Here is a 17,561-nt window from a genome sequence, read left to right as displayed (position 1 = left end):
GCGTTTACTTGAAGCCGTAGCCCAGCGACACGATAACAGAGTTGGTTTGGGAGGCGCTGCCGCCCGTATTTTCCACCGCTAAGCGCGAGAGAGCCAAGTCGAGGCGCAGGCCGCTGAGGGCCACCCCTACCCCCAGGCTGGGCTGGGCGTGCCAGTCTTCCTGGGTGGTGCTTTTGAAGGACTTGACCTTCTGAAAGTTGCCTACCCCGCCGCGCAGGTACACCAGGTTGTTGTAGCCAATTTCGATACCCGCGCGAGGGTCGATGCTCACGGCGCTGGACGAGATGAGGGTATTGCGCTGGCCGTCGGTGGTCATTTCCAGGTCCAAGGCGGGTAGGGCGGTGAACTCGCCCGGCAGCTTGATTAGGCGGGCAGCACCCAGGATAAAGCGAGGGAGCGTTACCTCGGGGCCGCCCTTGGGCATGGCCTCGCCGGGCACCAGCGTCTGCCGAAACTTATCGGCGTTGATAGACCAGGCGTTGTAGGTAGTAGTAATGTCGCGGGCCATCAGGCCCAACTGCCAGCCGGCGTGGTTGTACTGCACACCCGCGTCGATGCCGAAGCCCCAGGCATTGGCGTAGTCGCCTACGTTGCGGTAGATGATCTTGGCATTGGCCCCTACTGACAATCCCTCCACGTTCCCAATTTTGCGGGCGTAGGACAGCAGCATGGCGTAATCGGCAATGGAGAAATAGGTGATGCGGCCGTAGTCGATCTGGCCGTACTCGTTCACTAGGTTACGCGTGTCGGCAATGTCGTCTACCCCCAGGCGCACGAGGCTGGCGCCGATGGCGCTCTGCTCGTCGAGGGGCATGGAGAAGGCCGCGTAATCGTTTTTGATGATGCCCGAAAACAGCTCGGAGTGCATCAGCACGGCGTCGTACTTATTCTTTTGCCGCGTGAGGCCGGCCGGGTTCCAGTAGCCGGCGGTGGCATCGGAGGCCAAACTCACCTGCACATTGCCCATGCCCAGCGCCCGGCCGCCCACGCCGATATTCAGAAACTCGTTGCTGTATTTGGGCGTAGTACTCTGAGCCTTAGCCTGTTGCCCCCAAGACAACCCGAATAATAATGCGCTAAGAACAGCATAGCGGGAGAAGTGCATCATAGTATCCTAACAGGGTAAAACGACCAGCCGCAATTACGGCCGACACGCAAGTTACTTCATTCTCCTGCGCTTTCGGCATAAACAGCCATTTGGCGCTCAGCACAAATCGGGCCGATGCAAAGTATTGCGCTTTCTTAGCTGACAGTCAAATCGTTCGGCAACCAACGCGCCTGGTTCACCCTCCCATTACCGAACAAAAAATTCTTCTGAAATGACAACCAAAAATATATTTACACAGTACCTTGTGTTACATAGTACCTTCTGTTACATTTGTCTCATTCTTCACCGATATCTGTCCTCAGCCCATGAAAGTAGAGAACACCCAAGTGCAGATGCGGAAGGGCATTCTGGAATTCTGCATCCTGGAAATCATTGCCCGCGGCGAGGTGTATGCCTCCGACATGCTGGAGGAGCTCACGCAAGCCCGCATGATTGTGGTGGAGGGCACCCTCTACCCGCTGCTTACCCGCCTCAAGAATGCCGCCCTTCTGGACTATACCTGGAAGGAATCGACCAGCGGGCCGCCCCGCAAGTACTACACGCTCACGCCAGCTGGTCAGGAGTTTCTGCACCAACTACGCCTGACCTGGGAAGAAGTAGAAGAGTCCATTCGCATTATTCGCTCCCACTCGCCAACTCCCTCCTCCGACGCGGCCTAGCCCGCCGCCCTCTCCCCACTCCCTTTCACTTGAACTAGTTGCAGCACTGAGATGAAAAAGAACATCAGCATCAACCTTCAGGGCATCATCTTCCACATCGAAGAAGATGGATACGAAGTCCTTGGCCGCTACTTGGCCGAGGTGAAAGCCCACTTCTCTGGCTACCGCGGACACGAAGAAATCGTGGCCGACATTGAGAGCCGCATTGCCGAGTTGTTTGTATCGCGGCTTTCGCCCAGCAAGCAGATTATTTCGCTGGAAGACGTGGAGCAGATGGTAGCGAAGATGGGCCGCGTACGCGATTTTCAGGCCGCCGATGAGGCCGAGGAAGACGAAGAAATTCTGGCCTCGGCCGTGGCCAGCGGCACCGCCGAAGGCTTCTACACCGGCACTACGGGTAGTAGCACAGGCAGCGCCAGCGGCCGGGCTTACACCGGCGGCACCAAGAACACGGCCAACCCCGATCCTGCTACCACTGCCCCATTTGATGAGCCCCGTCGCCTCACCCGCGACATGGCCAACCGCAAGGTAGCCGGGGTAGCCGCCGGCCTGGGTCGCTACTTCGCCGTCAATCCGCTGTGGTTCCGGCTGGCATTTGTGGGGCTACTGCTCGCTGGCCCTGCTCTCGATGATATCAGCTGGCTGGATGAGTTGGGCGGAAAACTATCGGCTTTCGCTGTGATTGCCTACATAGTACTCTGGATTGCCCTACCCAAGCGCTACGACAATGTGCTGAGCGACGAGGACCCCAATTTTCGTAAGCTCTACCGCGATGTGGACAGCGGCAAAATCGGGGGCGTATCGGCTGGCTTAGCGGCTTATTTCCGTACCGATGTAGTGCTGATTCGGGTGCTGTTTCTGGCCGGTTTGTTTGCGGGAGGCTTCTCCTTCCTTCTCTATATTATTCTGTGGATTCTGGTACCGGAGGCCAAAACGGCCTCCGACCGTCTTCGGATGCGTGGCGATGCCGTAACGCTCTCAGCTTTAGATAGCAACCTGCGTGCGTCGGAAGAAGGCGCCGTTACCCCTGGCAACCGTCCTATCGGTACGTTCATTGAAGGTGCTGGCCGCAATCTGCGCCCCGCCGTTGGGTTTATGGGCACCTTAATTCGGGTGGCGGCAGGTGTGCTGCTGGTGGTAACTGGGTTTGGCTTGTTGCTGGCCTTCACTATTGCGCTGGGCATTGGTTTGGGCGTACTTCCTGAGTCGCAGGGTTTCATTCACACGGGCCCGTTTCCTCCCTACCTGTTCACCAATAGCGTGCCTTCCTGGGCGCTGCTGGCTTTCTACGCAGCGGGGGCCATTCCGGTATTAGCCATGTTCCTGCTGGGCCTGGGGCTGATTTTACGCCGCTCTATCCTGAGCCGGATTGCGGGACTCTCGCTACTAGGTTTGTGGCTGCTGAGCGTGGTAGGCGCCAGCGCAGCCGGTGTGCGCATCAGCCGCGACTTCCAGATGGAAGGCGAAGTGACGCAGACCGAGCGTTTCCCTACCCTCACGGCCTCCACTATCCTGCTGGATAACCACACCACGCACAACGACGGCCACAAGTGGGTGGACCTGAACCTGACAGAAGCCGACAGCGGGCAAGTAGTGGAGCTGGTAAAGTACCTCTCGGCGCGCGGCGCCACGGAGCAGGAAGCTATTCGCACGGCCAGCACCTCTATCCGCTACACAGCCCGCGCCACCGATAATGCCACCCTGATACTCGATGATTTCTTCTCCTTTCAACCCGATGCCCGCTTCCGCGACCAAGACCTGGACGTGACCCTGCGCCTACCCCAAAATAAGCGCTACCGCCTAAGCAAAGAGTTTTCGAACCGGCTAGACGGCGAGAACTTCGTGAACAACGAAAAGCCTGAAAACGCTGACACACACACCTACGAAATCATTGGCACCCAGCTGCACTGCATTGAGTGCACAAACTCAGATTTTGCTACTGATGACGAGCAGGATACCGATGAGAACGACGGAGTAGACGTGCGCGTCAATGAATCCGAAGATGGGGTTCGTATTAATACAGATACCGATGAGAATGGCAATGTGAAGGTGAATATTGACATTCCGAAGGCAGAGTTTCCAACCGACTTCAGCTCTTACGGCGACGGCCGCCGCACGTATTCCTTCAACGATTTCCACACTATTCAAGCCAACGGCGCCTACCGGGTATTGGTGCGCCAGGGTAGCGAGTTTAAGGTAGAAGCAGCCGGCGAGGACCGCGACCTGCGCGATTTGCAGGTGTCAACCAGCGGCGACGAACTTGTAATTCGGCATCAACAGCGCGGATTCTGGTCGAACTTGAAAGGCAACCGCAACCCCGTACTGGTGCGCGTGACACTGCCTATCCTCAATAAACTGGAATTGAATGGCGCCTGCCAGGCCGACGTAGCCGGCTTTCGCGACGCGCGCAATCTAAACGTGGAGCAAAACGGCGCCTGTGCCGCTACCCTCGATGTGAATGCAACGCGCCTGTCGCTGGACCTGAGCGGCGCTTGCCAAACCCGCCTGCGCGGCCAAGCCAACGACTTGGTGGTGGATGGCTCCGGCGCCTGTGAGATAGACGCCCTGGGCCTGACCACCCGCAACGCTGATTTCGACCTATCGGGGGCCAGCAATGCCAAAACCCGCGTGCAGGAACGCTTGAAAGTGGACCTCAGCGGCGCCAGTGAGGTGCAATATGCCGGCAACCCTAGCCGCATCTCCAAGGACGTAAGCCGCGGCTCTTCTTTGGTTCCTATCCGCGAATAATTACCGCTTAGGCAACGCTTTGGCGACCACCGCCATCTACCTTGTCACAATCCGTCAGTGGGTCGCTGGTTTGTGGTGAGTGAGCCTGTGACCCGAGAAAGCTCTTTCCCTACCCCGCTGCAACGGAAGGGCAAAGGGCTTTCTCTTTTTAAGGGTGAAGTTGTGAAGTTGTGAGTAAAAAATTACGGCTGTCATCCTGAGCTTGCAAAGGACCTTTTGCCAGTTGAACGATTATCGTAACAACGACTTGTTCTGGTGTGAGAAGGTCCTTCGCTGCGCTCAGGATGACAGCCGTCTTGCTATTCACAACTTCGCAATTTCTCAACCTCACAACTTCACCACTGCCAACCCCTTCTTCTCTCCTAGCTCCAGCAGCAATGGGAAGGCTTCGTCGTACTCGTTGCGCACGCGGCCGTCGAGGATGGCTTCCAGTACGGCTTCCTTCAATTCGCCTACCTCGCGGCTAGGCTTCAGACCGAAGGTTTCCATGATGATTTCGCCGGTGATGACGGGCTTGAAGTTGCGCAGGTGGTCCTTTTCTTCTACCTCCTTCAGCTTTTCTTCTACTACATCGAAGTTGCGCAGGTAGCGCGCCACGCGTTGGTGGTCCTTGCTAGTGATATCGGCGCGGCAGAGCTGCATGAGGCGGTCAATGTCGTCGCCGGCCTCGAACAGCAGGCGCCGCACGGCCGAGTCGGTCACAATTTCCTTGACCAACGCAATGGGCCGCAGGTGCAGACGCACCAGCTTTTGTACCATCCGCATTTCTTCGCCCAAGGGCAATTTCAGATCGGCAAAAATCTGTGGTACCCAGCGGGCACCCTTGTCCTCGTGGCCGTGGAACGTCCAGCCCACGCGCTTGTCGTAGCGCTTGGTGGCGGGCTTGGCGATGTCATGCAGAATGGCGGCCCAGCGCAGCCACAAGTCGGCGCCGGTGGCCACCACGTTGTCGAGCACCTGTAGGGTGTGGTAGAAGTTGTCCTTGTGCGCGTGCTGCCCTACCCGTTCCACGCCCTGCAATTGGGCCATCTTCGGGAAAATCAGTTGCAACAACCCACACTGAAACAGTAGCTTAAAGCCATAGCTAGGCTTCTCGGCCAAGATAATCTTGTTCAGCTCCGTAGTGATGCGCTCCTGCGACACAATCTTGATGCGGTCTTTGTTGCGGGCAATGGCATCGTAGGTATCCGGCTCAATATCGAAATCGAGCTGGGTAGCAAACCGAATGGCGCGCAGCATGCGCAGCGGGTCGTCGGAGAAGGTAATATCTGGGTCGAGGGGGGTACGGATGGTCTTGCGCTGGATGTCGCCCATGCCGTCGTAGCGGTCTACCAGCGCACCAAAGTCTGCTGGGTTCAGACTGATGCCCAACGCGTTAATGGTGAAATCACGACGAGCCAGGTCTTCTTCCAGCGTGCCGGCTTCTACCTCGGGCTTGCGGCTCTCGGCGCGGTAGCTTTCCTTGCGGGCGCCCACAAACTCCACCTCAATCTCGGGGGTAGGCAGCATGGCCGTCCCGAAGTTTTTGAATACCGTCACACGCGGCCTGCCCGGTAGCTTCCGGCCCACAGCCTGCGCCAGCTGGATGCCGTCGCCTACGCACACCACATCTACATCCTTGCTAGGCCGAGCCAGCACCAAATCGCGCACGTAGCCGCCAATCACGTAGGCGGGGTAGTCCAGCTCACCAGCGGCTTCGGCAATGGTATGAAACAGGGGGAGGTCGGGGAGCTGCGGTTTGTTCATGCCGCAAAGGTAGCAACGCCCCTAGAATGACGCATTTGCCGACGCGTTAAACCAACGTGCTATAACAAAAAAAGCGCCCTCGGGATTTCCGAAGGCGCTTTTTGTAGGCAGTAGCCTACCAGGCAATTACTGCTTGGCAGGAGTTTCTTCTACCATCTTATCAGCAGGCACATCGCGCACTACAGCTGTGTCGCCGTTCTCGGGAGCCATTTCAGCGGCAGCCTTGTCAGTGGTGTTTTCGATGGCATCGCCAGCATTTTCAGTCGCGTTAGCAGCATCAGTAGCAGCGCTTTCGGCGGTAGCTTCAGCATTTTCCTGCGTTTTCTCCGAGCACGAAGCCAGAGCGAAAGGAGCGAAAGCAGCCAGAACGAGCAGTGATTTGAACGAGAATTTCATGGTCAAAAGTGAAAAGGTGAAGGAGTTGTTTACGCTTCATACTGCTGCCCTGCCAAATGTAACCCGCTGTCGTGCTTACTTTTTTTGTTGCCCCGGCTAGTCGCGCACTGTTTCCAACGTGCCATCTTCCTTTATCCGCACCACCCGCGAGGGAGCTACCCGCGTGTCGTCGTCCTGCCGCCAGCTCACCACGTAGTCAACGGCGCGGTCAATCTGCTTGTCTACTTCACTGTATATGGCCGGCGTCGGCTCCCCACTGCGGTTGGCCGAGGTCGACACCAGCCCGTGTCCCAGCCGGCGCACCAGCTTGTGGCAGAACTCATCGCGCGGAATGCGCAGGCCCACGGTGCCATCTGGCCCTACCAGCTGCGGGGCTACATAGCGGCTGGCAGCTACTATATAGGTAGTGGGCCGCTCCTGGGTAGCCAGCAGCTCGGCTAGGTTATCGGGCACGGTGGCGGCGTAGCGGGCAAACATGATTTCATCGGCTACCAGTACAATGCTGGGCTTACCCTCGGGCCTACCCTTCAGCTTGTAGAGCCGCTCCGCGGCCTTTGTTGATTCGGCGTCGCAGCCCAGACCCCACACCGTATCGGTGGGGTAGAGAATGACTTGTTGCAGCAGCAGCGCGTCTACAGCTGCTTCCACTTCTTGTTGGAATAGGTTCATGGGAAGGCAGAATATGATGGTGCAAGTTGTGAAACAGCGCAAGTAAGACGAGCGCGGGCTGATGTCTTCAACCGCCGTTACATCTGCTATTCTACAACTTCTACCCTGTTATCTATTGTTTTCACAAATTCAGCTTACTCATTGAGTAACGTACGCAGCGGACTTTTTCGGTTCTAACTTGCGGCATGAATAGTCAAGCTATACAGGCCACAAATCTCCTCCCACGGTGGTTTTGGCCCCTATTACTAGGATTAAATTTTTTATTACACGCTCCTTTTTTTCAACTCCCTCCTACCAGCATTCACGTGTGGCGGCAGTGCGATACTATGGCAGTTGCCCGCAATTTCTACGAAGAGGGCATGCATATTCTGGAGCCTCGCGTCGATAAACGAGGGGCCAGCAATGGCATCACGGGTATGCAGTTTCCCTCCTACGAGTGGCTGGTAGCGGGTAGCTACCATTTGTTTGGCTTTCACGAAGCGCTACCCCGCCTGCTCAACTGGCTGATCTATGTGGCGGGCCTGGTGGCTTTTTACCGGCTGGTACAACACGTCAGCGGGTCTGCGTGGCTGGGTGGTGTTGGGGCCTGGTGTCTTTCCTGGACGCCAGAGCTGTTCTATCACGGCATCAATGCGCTGCCGGATGTGTTGGCACTTACGGCCTCCATTGCGGGTCTGCTGTGGTTTATGCAGTGGCGGCAACAGCAGCGTTTCCATTATCTGGGCTTGAGCTTTCTTGCCGTGACCCTGGGCGGCCTCACGAAGCTTCAGTACCTGGTAGTAGGGTTTCCTATTGCGGTATGGGTAGTACGGGATGTGCTTCAGCACCGCTATTCCTGGCGGCAGCTGGGCTTACTGGCAGGCTACGCCGTGTTGTCTGTAGGCCTGTCGCTGTGGTGGTACGCCTACGCCTTACAATTGATTCATACTTCAGGCCTCGAAAATTTTGGTCTGGAGTTCCGGCCGGCTACCGACCTGGCTACTGGTCTTTCTATCATCAAGCGCAATTTATTGTCTGACTGGCCAGAGCTCTTGTTAGGCTACGGCGCCTTGGGCTTGCTCCTGGTAGGCTGCTGGCGACTCGTGCGCCATCCCCCCGTCCGCCATCCGTGGTTTGGGCCAGGCCTTGCCTGGGGGCTTGCCCTGGCTGCTTATTATGTAATTGAGCTGCGGCAGATGCAGGGCCATACGTATTATATGCTGCCCCTCCTACCCTTGCTGCTTTTGCTGGCGGCGTGGGGTGCTGCCTGGCTCCGCCGTTTCCCAAAAGCTAAAGTGTGGCTACTGCTCTTATTAATCGTGCAGCCTATTTGGGCATTTGCGCGGGTAGGATACGGCCGTTGGCTACACCACGATTCGGATGTGCCGCCAGAGCTTTTCAATCCCGTTAGCCGGTTGCAACTGGAAGCGGCTACCCCGCCCGGCGCCTTGTGCGTAGTAGGCCCCGACAATTCGGGCTGCATCTATTTCTATTTCCTACACAAGAAGGGCTTTGGTATTGAGTGGCCCGGCCAGCTTACCTCTACCACGCCAAGTGGCCAGCTGTACATTGCCTCCTGTATTGCCCAAGGCGCCCGCTACCTGTATAGCAACGACAGCACCAGCCTACAAGACCCTCGCTTGCAGCCGTACTTAGAGCAACAGATAACCAGGGTAGGTGCCTTTCATGTGTGGAAGCTGCGCCCTCAACCCAAAGCCAGCGAACAGCCTTGACGCACCCTGCATCAGCAAATAAATGGCCTTGGCGCTACTCTACCACTATAGTCTGGCACAGCTCTACCAACACGCCGGCTGCGCTTTTTGGGTGCACAAAGCAGACGAGCTTGTTGTCGGCGCCACGCTTGGGCTCCTCGCTGAGCAGTACAAAGCCCTCGGCCCGCAGCCGCGCCATTTCGGCCCAAATATCATCTACCTCAAACGCCACGTGGTGAATGCCCTCGGGCTTTTTGAGCAAGTATTTGGTGATAGCACTATCCGCGGAAGTGCCAGCTAGCAGCTCAATTTTGGATCCACCTACTTTAAAAAACACGGTATCCACGGCTTCGCTGGCTACATGCTCTTGCTTGTAGGGCGCCACGCCGAGCAGCGTGGTGTAGAGTGTCGTGGCAGCTTTCAGGTCGTGGACGGCTAGGCCCAAATGTTCGAGGTTGGTGAGCATGCGTGGTTGTAGCGAAGGAGCCATAGAAGGCCTCTATAGCAGTATTAGGATTATAAAGACATTTACACTGGCAAAGTAAAACCTCTTTAGTAGTTTTGCTGTTCTAGATGCGAATGATTCTCCGCTGAACTCACTGACTCCGAGCCATGCTCAAGCTACCTATCTACCTCGACAACAACGCCACTACCCCTCTCGACCCGCGGGTGCTGGATGCCATGATACCGTTCTTCACAGAAGTATACGGCAACGCAGCATCTCGCAACCACCCCTTTGGTTGGGCCGCTGAGGAAGCTGTGGACTACGCCCGCGAGCAAATCGCGCAGCTGATTCATTGCGACCCAAAGGAGATTATCTTCACTTCGGGCGCCACAGAGTCGGACAACCTCGCTATCAAAGGCGTGTTTGAAATGTACGCCCAGAAGGGCAACCACGTTATTACGGCTACTACCGAGCACAAAGCAGTGCTCGACACCTGCAAGCACATCGAAAAGCTGGGCGGCAGGGTTACTTACCTGCCCGTAAATGAGCAGGGTCTGATTAGCCTGGAAGAGTTGGAAGCCGCCATGACACCCGAAACGATTCTGGTGACTATCATGTATGGCAACAATGAAACCGGCACGATTCAGCCCATCCAGGAAATTGCCAAGATTGCCCACAAGCACGGCGCGCTGTTCATGACCGACGGCACGCAGGCAGTAGGCAAGATTCCTGTAGACGTTATCGCTGACGGCATTGACCTGATGGCTTTCACGGCTCACAAAATGTACGGCCCTAAAGGGGTAGGCGCTTTATACGTGCGGCGCAAATCGCCCCGCGTGAAGGTGACGGCCCAGATGGACGGCGGCGGCCACGAGCGCGGCATGCGCTCCGGTACGCTGAACGTGCCCGGCATCGTAGGTTTTGGCAAAGCCTGTGAACTGGCCCGCCTCGAAATGGCCCAGGACGCGGAGCGCCTAAGCAAGCTACGCGACCATCTCGAAAAAGAACTGCTGACGCTGGAAGAAAGCTACGTAAACGGTTCGGTGGAGCGCCGCCTACCCCACGTAGCCAACATCAGCTTCAAGTATGTAGAAGGCGAAGGCCTGATGATGGGCGTGAAGGACTTGGCGGTATCGTCGGGTTCGGCTTGCACGTCGGCTTCGCTGGAACCCAGCTATGTGCTGAAGGCCCTGGGCCTGAGCGACGACTTGGCACACTCCTCGCTACGCTTCGGCCTGTCGCGCTTCACCACCGACGAGCAAATCGAATACGCTATCGGCCACGTAAAAGAAGCCGTAACCAAGCTCCGCGAAATGTCGCCGCTGTGGGAGATGCACAAAGAAGGCATCGACCTCAACTCTATTGAGTGGGCAGAACACTAGAATCAATTAAAAATTGAGAATTAAAAATCGAAAGGTGATTCATCCGCATGACCATCTTTTGATTTGAAACTCAATTTTCTAATTCTTAATTTTTAATTCTTAATTGACAACGTCATGGCTTACTCTGATAAAGTAATTGACCACTACAGCAACCCCCGCAACGTGGGCACGCTGGACAAAAGCAAGAAAACCGTAGGTACTGGCCTAGTAGGTGCTCCTGAGTGCGGCGACGTAATGCGCCTGCAAATCGAGGTAGACGAAGCCACCAACACCATCACCGACGCCAAATTCAAAACGTTCGGCTGCGGCTCGGCTATTGCTTCTTCGTCGCTGGCAACGGAATGGCTGAAAGGCAAAACCGTGGATGAGGCGTTGGCTATTGACAACATGGAGATTGTGGAAGAGCTGGCTTTGCCGCCCGTGAAAATCCACTGCTCAGTGTTGGCTGAAGATGCCATCAAATCGGCTATCAACGACTACCGCGTAAAGAACGGCTTGCCAGCATTAGAGCTGGAGAAGTCACACCACTAAGGTAGCTCCGGTTACACCGGACGGATAATGTTGTAAAGGGTAGGAAGCAGCCGAAAGGGCTATTGCTTCCTACCCTTTATTATTTAGAAACGTATCAGATAAACTAAACCTTTCAAGGTGTACTTTTGTAATAAGAATGGCCACATCGGCTAGCTTCGCTTACCCCTACCCTTACTGCCATGATTACTGTTTCTGACAAGGCAAAAGATAAAATTGAACATCTCATGCGCGATGCTGAGTTGGATGCTACCTACCGGTTGCGTGCATCGGTGGCAGGCGGCGGTTGCTCGGGCTTGTCCTATAAGCTAGACTTCGACAATGAAGTGAAACCCATGGACCAGGAGTTTGAGGACAAAGGCGTGCGGGTGGTGGTAGACATGAAAAGCTTCCTTTACCTCGCCGGCACTGAACTTGATTTCTCGGACGGGCTAAATGGTAAAGGCTTCTATTTTGACAACCCCAATGCCAGCCGTACCTGCGGCTGCGGCGAGAGTTTCTCAGTGTAGTTGCTGAATCTATAACGAAGAAGGCCTCCATGCTTAAAAGCATGGAGGCCTTCTTCGTTATGAAACTTGGTACTCAGTCAAACAAGTCGCCACTTTCAACGAACGTTCTTTTTTAATAAACGATTTTGCAATGCCTCCCGGTAGCTCTCTGCAAGCGGAATCGTGACTGTGCCGACAGTCACCTGATGACGCTCGATTTTACGAATCGCCTTTAGCGCTACGATGTACGATTTGTGAATGCGGATGAATTCTTCGGCCGGCAAGGTAGCCAGCATGTCCGCTAGGGTCATGCGGGTGCTCACCTGCCGGTCCTGCTCCTGAATGAATAGCAGGTTGGTATCCGAGTGAATGTAAAGCACCTGCTCCACGTTGACCCGAATCCAATCGTAGCCATCTTTGACGAAGATACCGGGCGCACCTTCGCGTGCAGGCATTACGTGGGCGTATGCCCGGTTGCAGGCCTGCAAAAATCGGCCGAACTCAATGGGCTTGAGCAGGTAGTCGAGCGCTTGCACGGCGAAGCCCTCAACCGCGTGTTCGGCATACGCCGTTGTGAACACGATGGGCTTTTGCAAGGGTGCTACCAACCGGGAAAAATCCAGACCGAGCACGTCGGGCATTTGAATGTCTAAAAACAAGAGGTCGACGCGTTGGGTGTGCAGGCAGGTTAGCGCCTCGGTGGTGCTGAGAAAGGTGTGGGTGAGCTGCAAAAAGGGCACCTTGGCGGCATAGCGCTCCAGTACCTCCAGAGCGGCGGGCTCATCATCAATGGCAATGGCATGTAGCATAAATACCTATAGATCAAGGGCAAGAGATATAGTGAAAGAATCGTCTGTTTGCTGGATATCGAGTTGATGACGGTTGGCATACATCAGGGCCAGTCGCTGCCTTGCCGTGGCAATACCAGTACCCAGACCAAGCCGGGCTGCTGCCGGAGCAATACTGTTGGCTAGCCGCATGCGCAAGCGGCGGTTCTCTACGGCTATCTGTAAGTCGATGTACGATGGCTGAACGAAGCTAATGCCGTACTGGTAGGCGTTTTCGATAAACGGAATCAGCAGCAACGGGGCAATGGAAGCCGGTTGACCATCCCATTCCAGCTGGGTCGACACGCGCAGGGTGTCGCGCTGCGGGAGGCGGGCGCGTTGCAGCGCCAGGTATTTTTCCAGAAACGAAAACTCATTTTCAATAGACGTTAGCGGCTGTTTCGACTCTTGCAGGGTGAAGCGCATGATGCCCGCGAGCTGCTGAATCAGGTCGGCTACCGTCCCATTATCGACGCGCTGCGCCTCGTTGTAGATGGTATTCAGGGCATTGAAGAGAAAGTGCGGGTTCACCTGAGCCTTGAGCGCCGTTAGCTCGGCCTCCATCTTTTGCTGTAGCAGGTGGTCTTGGGCCCGGCGGGTCCGAAACGAATCGGCTACGTAGCCATAGGCCACGATCAAGGCCAGAAGCACGGCGGTTACCAGCAGGTTTTCGTCGATAAAGTCGGGCACATGGTCTGTTCGAACCTGTAGCAGCTCAAACAGCAGCCACGCCAGCCCGCACAGCCACGTCCAGTACACCCATACGGTTTCACGGCGAAGCATCCACTGTCGAAACGCCCACCGATAATTGAGGTGGGCCACGGCTCCCAAACCGGCGAGCAGCAGCCCGATGCCCAGCAGGTACCGGGCTAGGCCTCCGATGTCGGGCGCGGCTTCCTCATGTTGCCATACCCCACGTAGAGCAACCACCCCCAGTAAGCCAGCAGGCTGGTGAGCGTAACGCCGAAAAGTAAGGCAGTGGTCTGCCGGGACAGGGACATAGAAGACACTTAATTGGGGCGGGGCAAACGTATTGGTTTGATGCCCTGTAACTCTCGTTGGGCCTGCTCGTTGTCAACGGGCGCGAGCAGGAGCGTCTGGCTTAGGAAATCAACTTCTTCAATTGCTTTAACATAATAGGTACGACTGGGGTGAGCATCAATCCACAAGGTCTGATTTTCGGTAAAGTAATCCCCAATCGACTCTATTTTTATTCGCCCCGGTGGTAACTCAACCTGCATGTACCGGTTGGTCGGCAGCTTTCCCAGCTTTTGGTCGTTGAGAGTAATGTTATAGGTAGCGCCGCCAAACTCGCGCGTGCGATAAATAATGAGGCGTGCTTGCGGCCTACGGCTTTGCCCGGCATCGAAGGTTAGGCCGCTCAGGAGCAGCCACACCTGCACTAGCAAGTGCGCTTTCATAGGTCTGCCACTCGGTCGAAGTTGAGGGAAAAGTTATAGCCGATCTGTAGATAGAATTGGCTAATGCGGTCGGTTGGTGCTCCTTGTAGCAAGAAGGCATCCGACTCCCACGCCTGCGGGCGCAGTCCCCGCCGGTAGCCCACGCGAAGCATATATTCGGCGCTGCGTTTGCGTTTTTCCCGCTGGGTCAACTCCAAGTTGACGTCGAGGTACTGGTTGGTCAGGGTCAGAGAAGGAATAGCACCCGGCTGGCTGTATTGCGTCAGGTCCTGCCAGTCAACAATCTGCGGAGTGCGACGGTAGACGCTGTATTTGTACGTGATAGCGCCGGTGCCAACATTGAGGTAGAGGCGGCGGTTGCGGGCGTTCAGCACATCGTAGCCCAGCATAAAACCCGTATAATCTGCATGGTCTTGCTGGGCTACTCGCTTGTCGTCTTTACGCCCCTCCATGAACGAAATATCAAGTCCGCGCCCAGCTTGCGAGATAAACTTGAGCCGTTTGTAGCGAAAGCCACCATTCCAATGCGCAAACTGCCCGAAGAAGGGGGCAGGTTTGATTTCATTGGCGCGAAAATAAGACCGTAAGTGGGGTGTACTGACAGCGGCGAGTGAGAAGCTGATGGAACTGACAATACCGAATTTGAAATTACTCTTCGGTGGAATACTCGTCGTCTTTACGGAGTCCGGCGTCTGGCTCATGGCCACTCGGCTCGTCAGCAGGAATACAAACCAAAAGCGCTTCATATACGGAGGTTGAGAGTAGTTGACTCGTTAAAGCAACCCCGGTTCCGTGACCCAAGCAACGGCGTGTGATCAACACCACAAAGTTTGTGGGCAAACCCACCAACTTTGTGGTGTTGACCTAAAGACCTGGGCGGACCTACTCCGAGTACGTGCAGCATCAGGACAACATAGCTTGGCTTATATACTGGCTATAGCCCAGCCTATGCAGGAAGGATGCAACGGGGTATACCGTATCAACTTTTAGTTTCTGTGCCAGAAACGTAGCAGAAAGCTAAGCGCAGTATCAGCACTTGTGCTTATAGATGGAGCCCCTGAAAAGCAAAAACCCCAATTCCAATTTGGAAATGGGGTTACATGCAGAGAGGATGGGATTCGAACCCACGATAACCTTTTGGGCTATACACACTTTCCAGGCGTGCTCCTTCGACCACTCGGACACCTCTCTAGGGCTAATGGTGGCGCAAAGAAACGCGGCTTTTACCAGAAACGCAAACAGCCTTTCTGTTTAGGGCCGAATTAGCCGGTGGTCGGCTATCCTAATTCGGTTCTACTTACTCCTCCCAGTTGGAGATTTCGCCGCGTAGGTCGCGGGCTAGCAGGCGACGGGTGGTAGGGGCCGCCTGGTTGAGGCCCAGTACAAACATGAGCTTGGCCACGGCCGCTTCGGTGGTGATGTCGTCGCCGCCGATAATGCCCAGGTCGCGCAGATGGGCGCTGGTTTCGTAGCGGCCTTGCTGCACGCGGCCCTCATCGCACTGGCTAACGTTGAGAATGTGTAGGCCCCGGTCCAGGGCTTCGCGTAGGGCAGCGGTGAACCACGGCGCCGTGGGGGCGTTGCCCGAGCCGAAGGTTTCGAGTACGCAGCCGCGTAGATTATCAATGGCCAAAATACCGCGCACAGCCTGCTCGCTGATGCCTGGGAATAGCTTCAGAATCACGACCCGCTCGTCGAGGTGCTGGTGGAACTTGCGGGGTAGCACCGACATCGGCCGGATGGCCGCATCGTTGAACTCCAGGTCGATGCCGGCACGTACCAACGGCGGGTGGTTTTCGCTTTTAAAGGCATCGAAATGGCCGCTTTCTACCTTTTTTGCGCGGTTGCCACGCAGCAGCACATTGTGGAAATAGATACACACTTCAGGAATACGGGCCGCCTCGGTGGTTTTGTGGCGAGCCGAAGCCAGCTGCAACGCCGTGAGCAGGTTTTTGCGGGCATCAGTGCGGATGCGGCCGATGGGTAGCTGCGCCCCGGTGAAGATGACGGGCTTGGTTAGGTTTTCCAGCATAAAGCTCAACGCCGAGGCCGAGTAGGCCATCGTATCGGTGCCGTGCAAAATCACAAAGCCGTCGTACGCGTCGTAATTATGGGTGATGATGCGCACCAGCTCAGCCCATATGGTAGGCGTCACGTTGGAAGAATCGATGGGTGTGGGGAGACTGTGCACCGTCAGGCGCATCCGAAATTGGCGCAACTCCGGAATATTGCCCATGATGCTGGCAAACTTCATGGGCACCAGCGACCCATCGTCGTCGTAGGCCATGCCCACGGTGCCGCCAGTGTAAATTAAAAGTACCGAAACCTCGGGCGTGGCCGGCGCAGCCGTATCAATGTTAAAGTAAGAAGAGTCCAAAGGCAGCAGGAAAGAGCACGAAACCGGCCACACAACCGTGTGGCCGAGTTGGCAAGCTAGCAGGCAATCGGCACTTTCCCTATTCTACTCTACCCCTCTTTTGGCCTGCCCTGAGCGCAACAACACGCCGTGTAGGCAATGCTCGACGCTATAAGTTGAATAATGCCTGAGCATTTTGGGTGGTAGCTTCCGCTACCTCTGCCACATCTTTTCCTAGCAGCTCTGCCACCCGGTGCGCAATGAGCGGCAGATAGGCAGGCTCGTTGCGCTTACCGCGGTGCGGCACCGGCGCCAGGTAGGGGCAGTCGGTTTCCAGTAGTAGGTGGTCCAGGTCGAGGCCAGGCAGAAACTTATCGGCACCGCCGTTTTTGAAGGTAGCTACACCACCGATGCCCAGCTTGAAGCCTAGTGAAATGGCGCGGGCGGCCTCGGCCGGGCTCCCCGAAAAGCAGTGAAACACACCGCGCAGCGTGCCATCCTGGGCAGCTTCAATGAGGTCGGCAGTTTCCTGAAAAGCATCGCGGGTGTGCAGCACTAGGGGTAGGTTGTGCTTCTTGGCCAGATCGATCTGCACACGCAGAGCTTCCTGCTGCTGAGCAAAGTAGGTTTTGTCCCAGTGCAGATCGAGGCCGCACTCTCCTACTGCGGCAAAGGGCCGCTTCCCTAACCACTCCTCCACGGCGTACAGCTCCCGCTCAAAATGCTGATTTACAGAGGTAGGATGCAGCCCCATCATGGCAAAGCATTGCTGCGGAAACCGGGCTTCCGTTTCGAGCATGCTATCGAGGGTAGTGTGGTCGATGGCGGGCATGACGATGGTCGTCACGCCTGCTTCAAAGGCCCGGTGCAGCATCTCGTCGCGGTCAGGCTTGAACTGCTCGGAGTAGACATGGGCATGAGAATCGGTGAGGTGCACGAGGAGAGAAGTGTAAAGCGTGGAAAGGCAAAAGCGAGGTGCAAAGGTAAGGCATCCCGTTATGGCACCCTCCTACCCCCGATTCACTCACTCACTCACTCACTCACTCACTCACTCACTCACTCACTCACTCACTCACTCACTCACTCACTCACTCACT

The 17,561-nt window shown here is 56.0% G+C and carries 17 protein-coding genes and 1 tRNA gene; 6 read left to right on the top strand and 12 right to left on the bottom strand.

The window, feature by feature from the left end:
• Positions 1-4 precede the first annotated feature (4 nt).
• Positions 5-1,108 (bottom strand): putative type IX sorting system protein PorV2, encoded by a 1,104-nt coding sequence (locus tag H8B15_RS02395; RefSeq protein WP_187318069.1) that lies wholly within the window; start codon positions 1,106-1,108, stop codon positions 5-7.
• A gap of 305 nt (positions 1,109-1,413) precedes the next feature.
• Here H8B15_RS02395 and H8B15_RS02390 point away from each other — a divergent pair, with 305 nt between their 5' ends.
• Together H8B15_RS02390 and H8B15_RS02385 are read left to right on the top strand one after the other, a co-directional pair.
• Positions 1,414-1,767, top strand: a complete 354-nt coding sequence (locus tag H8B15_RS02390; RefSeq protein WP_187318068.1) for a PadR family transcriptional regulator — start codon at positions 1,414-1,416, stop codon at positions 1,765-1,767.
• 51 nt (positions 1,768-1,818) lie between these two features.
• A complete protein-coding gene (locus H8B15_RS02385; protein ID WP_187318067.1) occupies positions 1,819-4,515 on the top strand; it encodes a GIN domain-containing protein in 2,697 nt (898 codons plus the stop codon).
• A gap of 327 nt (positions 4,516-4,842) precedes the next feature.
• On the opposite strand, the gene H8B15_RS02380 is transcribed toward H8B15_RS02385, so the two are convergent.
• The 3 genes from H8B15_RS02380 to H8B15_RS02370 all read right to left on the bottom strand — a co-directional run bounded on the left by H8B15_RS02380 (position 4,843) and on the right by H8B15_RS02370 (position 7,326).
• Entirely contained in the window at positions 4,843-6,261 is a 1,419-nt protein-coding gene (locus tag H8B15_RS02380) for a CCA tRNA nucleotidyltransferase (protein WP_187318066.1), read from the bottom strand.
• A 126-nt stretch (positions 6,262-6,387) separates the two neighbouring features.
• Entirely contained in the window at positions 6,388-6,657 is a 270-nt protein-coding gene (locus tag H8B15_RS02375) for a hypothetical protein (RefSeq protein WP_187318065.1), read from the bottom strand.
• Between the two features lie 96 nt (positions 6,658-6,753).
• Positions 6,754-7,326, bottom strand: coding sequence for an L-threonylcarbamoyladenylate synthase (locus H8B15_RS02370; protein ID WP_187318064.1), 573 nt, complete (start codon positions 7,324-7,326; stop codon positions 6,754-6,756).
• Positions 7,327-7,652: 326 nt separating this feature from the next.
• Here H8B15_RS02370 and H8B15_RS02365 point away from each other — a divergent pair, with 326 nt between their 5' ends.
• Positions 7,653-9,038: an ArnT family glycosyltransferase gene (locus H8B15_RS02365; RefSeq protein WP_187318063.1), complete on the top strand. Its 1,386-nt coding sequence runs from the start codon at positions 7,653-7,655 to the stop codon at positions 9,036-9,038.
• 34 nt (positions 9,039-9,072) lie between these two features.
• On the opposite strand, the gene mce is transcribed toward H8B15_RS02365, so the two are convergent.
• Positions 9,073-9,483: a methylmalonyl-CoA epimerase gene (gene mce, locus H8B15_RS02360; protein ID WP_187318424.1), complete on the bottom strand. Its 411-nt coding sequence runs from the start codon at positions 9,481-9,483 to the stop codon at positions 9,073-9,075.
• 146 nt (positions 9,484-9,629) lie between these two features.
• Between mce and H8B15_RS02355 the strand changes: the two genes are divergently transcribed.
• The 3 genes from H8B15_RS02355 to H8B15_RS02345 all read left to right on the top strand — a co-directional run bounded on the left by H8B15_RS02355 (position 9,630) and on the right by H8B15_RS02345 (position 11,881).
• On the top strand, positions 9,630-10,844 hold the full coding sequence (locus H8B15_RS02355; protein ID WP_187318062.1) for an IscS subfamily cysteine desulfurase: 1,215 nt from the start codon (positions 9,630-9,632) through the stop codon (positions 10,842-10,844).
• 114 nt (positions 10,845-10,958) lie between these two features.
• Positions 10,959-11,375: a Fe-S cluster assembly scaffold IscU gene (iscU, locus tag H8B15_RS02350; protein WP_187318061.1), complete on the top strand. Its 417-nt coding sequence runs from the start codon at positions 10,959-10,961 to the stop codon at positions 11,373-11,375.
• A gap of 179 nt (positions 11,376-11,554) precedes the next feature.
• Entirely contained in the window at positions 11,555-11,881 is a 327-nt protein-coding gene (locus H8B15_RS02345; RefSeq protein ID WP_185280586.1) for a HesB/IscA family protein, read from the top strand.
• Positions 11,882-11,976: 95 nt separating this feature from the next.
• Here the strand turns inward: H8B15_RS02345 and H8B15_RS02340 are convergent, their stop codons facing one another.
• From H8B15_RS02340 to H8B15_RS02310, 7 genes are all read right to left on the bottom strand, one after another.
• On the bottom strand, positions 11,977-12,669 hold the full coding sequence (locus H8B15_RS02340) for a LytR/AlgR family response regulator transcription factor (protein WP_187318060.1): 693 nt from the start codon (positions 12,667-12,669) through the stop codon (positions 11,977-11,979).
• A 6-nt stretch (positions 12,670-12,675) separates the two neighbouring features.
• A complete protein-coding gene (locus tag H8B15_RS21225) occupies positions 12,676-13,617 on the bottom strand; it encodes a histidine kinase (protein ID WP_187318059.1) in 942 nt (313 codons plus the stop codon).
• A gap of 80 nt (positions 13,618-13,697) precedes the next feature.
• Entirely contained in the window at positions 13,698-14,108 is a 411-nt protein-coding gene (locus H8B15_RS02330; RefSeq protein ID WP_187318058.1) for a hypothetical protein, read from the bottom strand.
• Positions 14,105-14,854: a hypothetical protein gene (locus tag H8B15_RS02325; RefSeq protein ID WP_187318057.1), complete on the bottom strand. Its 750-nt coding sequence runs from the start codon at positions 14,852-14,854 to the stop codon at positions 14,105-14,107. Before H8B15_RS02325 ends, H8B15_RS02330 begins: the two co-directional genes overlap by 4 nt.
• Positions 14,855-15,211: 357 nt before the next feature.
• A tRNA-Ser gene (locus H8B15_RS02320) sits at positions 15,212-15,299 on the bottom strand.
• Positions 15,300-15,405: 106 nt separating this feature from the next.
• Entirely contained in the window at positions 15,406-16,485 is a 1,080-nt protein-coding gene (locus H8B15_RS02315) for an asparaginase (RefSeq protein WP_246455293.1), read from the bottom strand.
• Positions 16,486-16,633: 148 nt separating this feature from the next.
• Positions 16,634-17,401 (bottom strand): TatD family hydrolase, encoded by a 768-nt coding sequence (locus H8B15_RS02310; protein ID WP_187318056.1) that lies wholly within the window; start codon positions 17,399-17,401, stop codon positions 16,634-16,636.
• Positions 17,402-17,561 lie beyond the last annotated feature (160 nt).

Origin of the sequence: Hymenobacter citatus, assembly GCF_014333615.1 — a bacterium.
Taxonomy (GTDB): Bacteria; Bacteroidota; Bacteroidia; order Cytophagales; family Hymenobacteraceae; genus Hymenobacter; species Hymenobacter citatus.
The sequence above is the reverse complement of the archived record's forward strand: the minus strand, read 5'-3'. Positions and strand labels throughout refer to the sequence as shown.

Coding starts and splice junctions, on each gene's coding strand:
- H8B15_RS02340 (WP_187318060.1), bottom strand. CDS start 12,669: ATGCTACATGCCATTGCCATTGATGATGAGCCCGCCGCTCTGGAGGTA.
- H8B15_RS02355 (WP_187318062.1), top strand. CDS start 9,630: ATGCTCAAGCTACCTATCTACCTCGACAACAACGCCACTACCCCTCTC.
- H8B15_RS02380 (WP_187318066.1), bottom strand. CDS start 6,261: ATGAACAAACCGCAGCTCCCCGACCTCCCCCTGTTTCATACCATTGCC.
- mce (WP_187318424.1), bottom strand. CDS start 9,483: ATGCTCACCAACCTCGAACATTTGGGCCTAGCCGTCCACGACCTGAAA.
- H8B15_RS02375 (WP_187318065.1), bottom strand. CDS start 6,657: ATGAAATTCTCGTTCAAATCACTGCTCGTTCTGGCTGCTTTCGCTCCT.
- H8B15_RS02345 (WP_185280586.1), top strand. CDS start 11,555: ATGATTACTGTTTCTGACAAGGCAAAAGATAAAATTGAACATCTCATG.
- H8B15_RS02325 (WP_187318057.1), bottom strand. CDS start 14,854: ATGAAGCGCTTTTGGTTTGTATTCCTGCTGACGAGCCGAGTGGCCATG.
- H8B15_RS02395 (WP_187318069.1), bottom strand. CDS start 1,108: ATGATGCACTTCTCCCGCTATGCTGTTCTTAGCGCATTATTATTCGGG.
- H8B15_RS02330 (WP_187318058.1), bottom strand. CDS start 14,108: ATGAAAGCGCACTTGCTAGTGCAGGTGTGGCTGCTCCTGAGCGGCCTA.
- iscU (WP_187318061.1), top strand. CDS start 10,959: ATGGCTTACTCTGATAAAGTAATTGACCACTACAGCAACCCCCGCAAC.
- H8B15_RS02365 (WP_187318063.1), top strand. CDS start 7,653: ATGGCAGTTGCCCGCAATTTCTACGAAGAGGGCATGCATATTCTGGAG.
- H8B15_RS02390 (WP_187318068.1), top strand. CDS start 1,414: ATGAAAGTAGAGAACACCCAAGTGCAGATGCGGAAGGGCATTCTGGAA.
- H8B15_RS02370 (WP_187318064.1), bottom strand. CDS start 7,326: ATGAACCTATTCCAACAAGAAGTGGAAGCAGCTGTAGACGCGCTGCTG.
- H8B15_RS02385 (WP_187318067.1), top strand. CDS start 1,819: ATGAAAAAGAACATCAGCATCAACCTTCAGGGCATCATCTTCCACATC.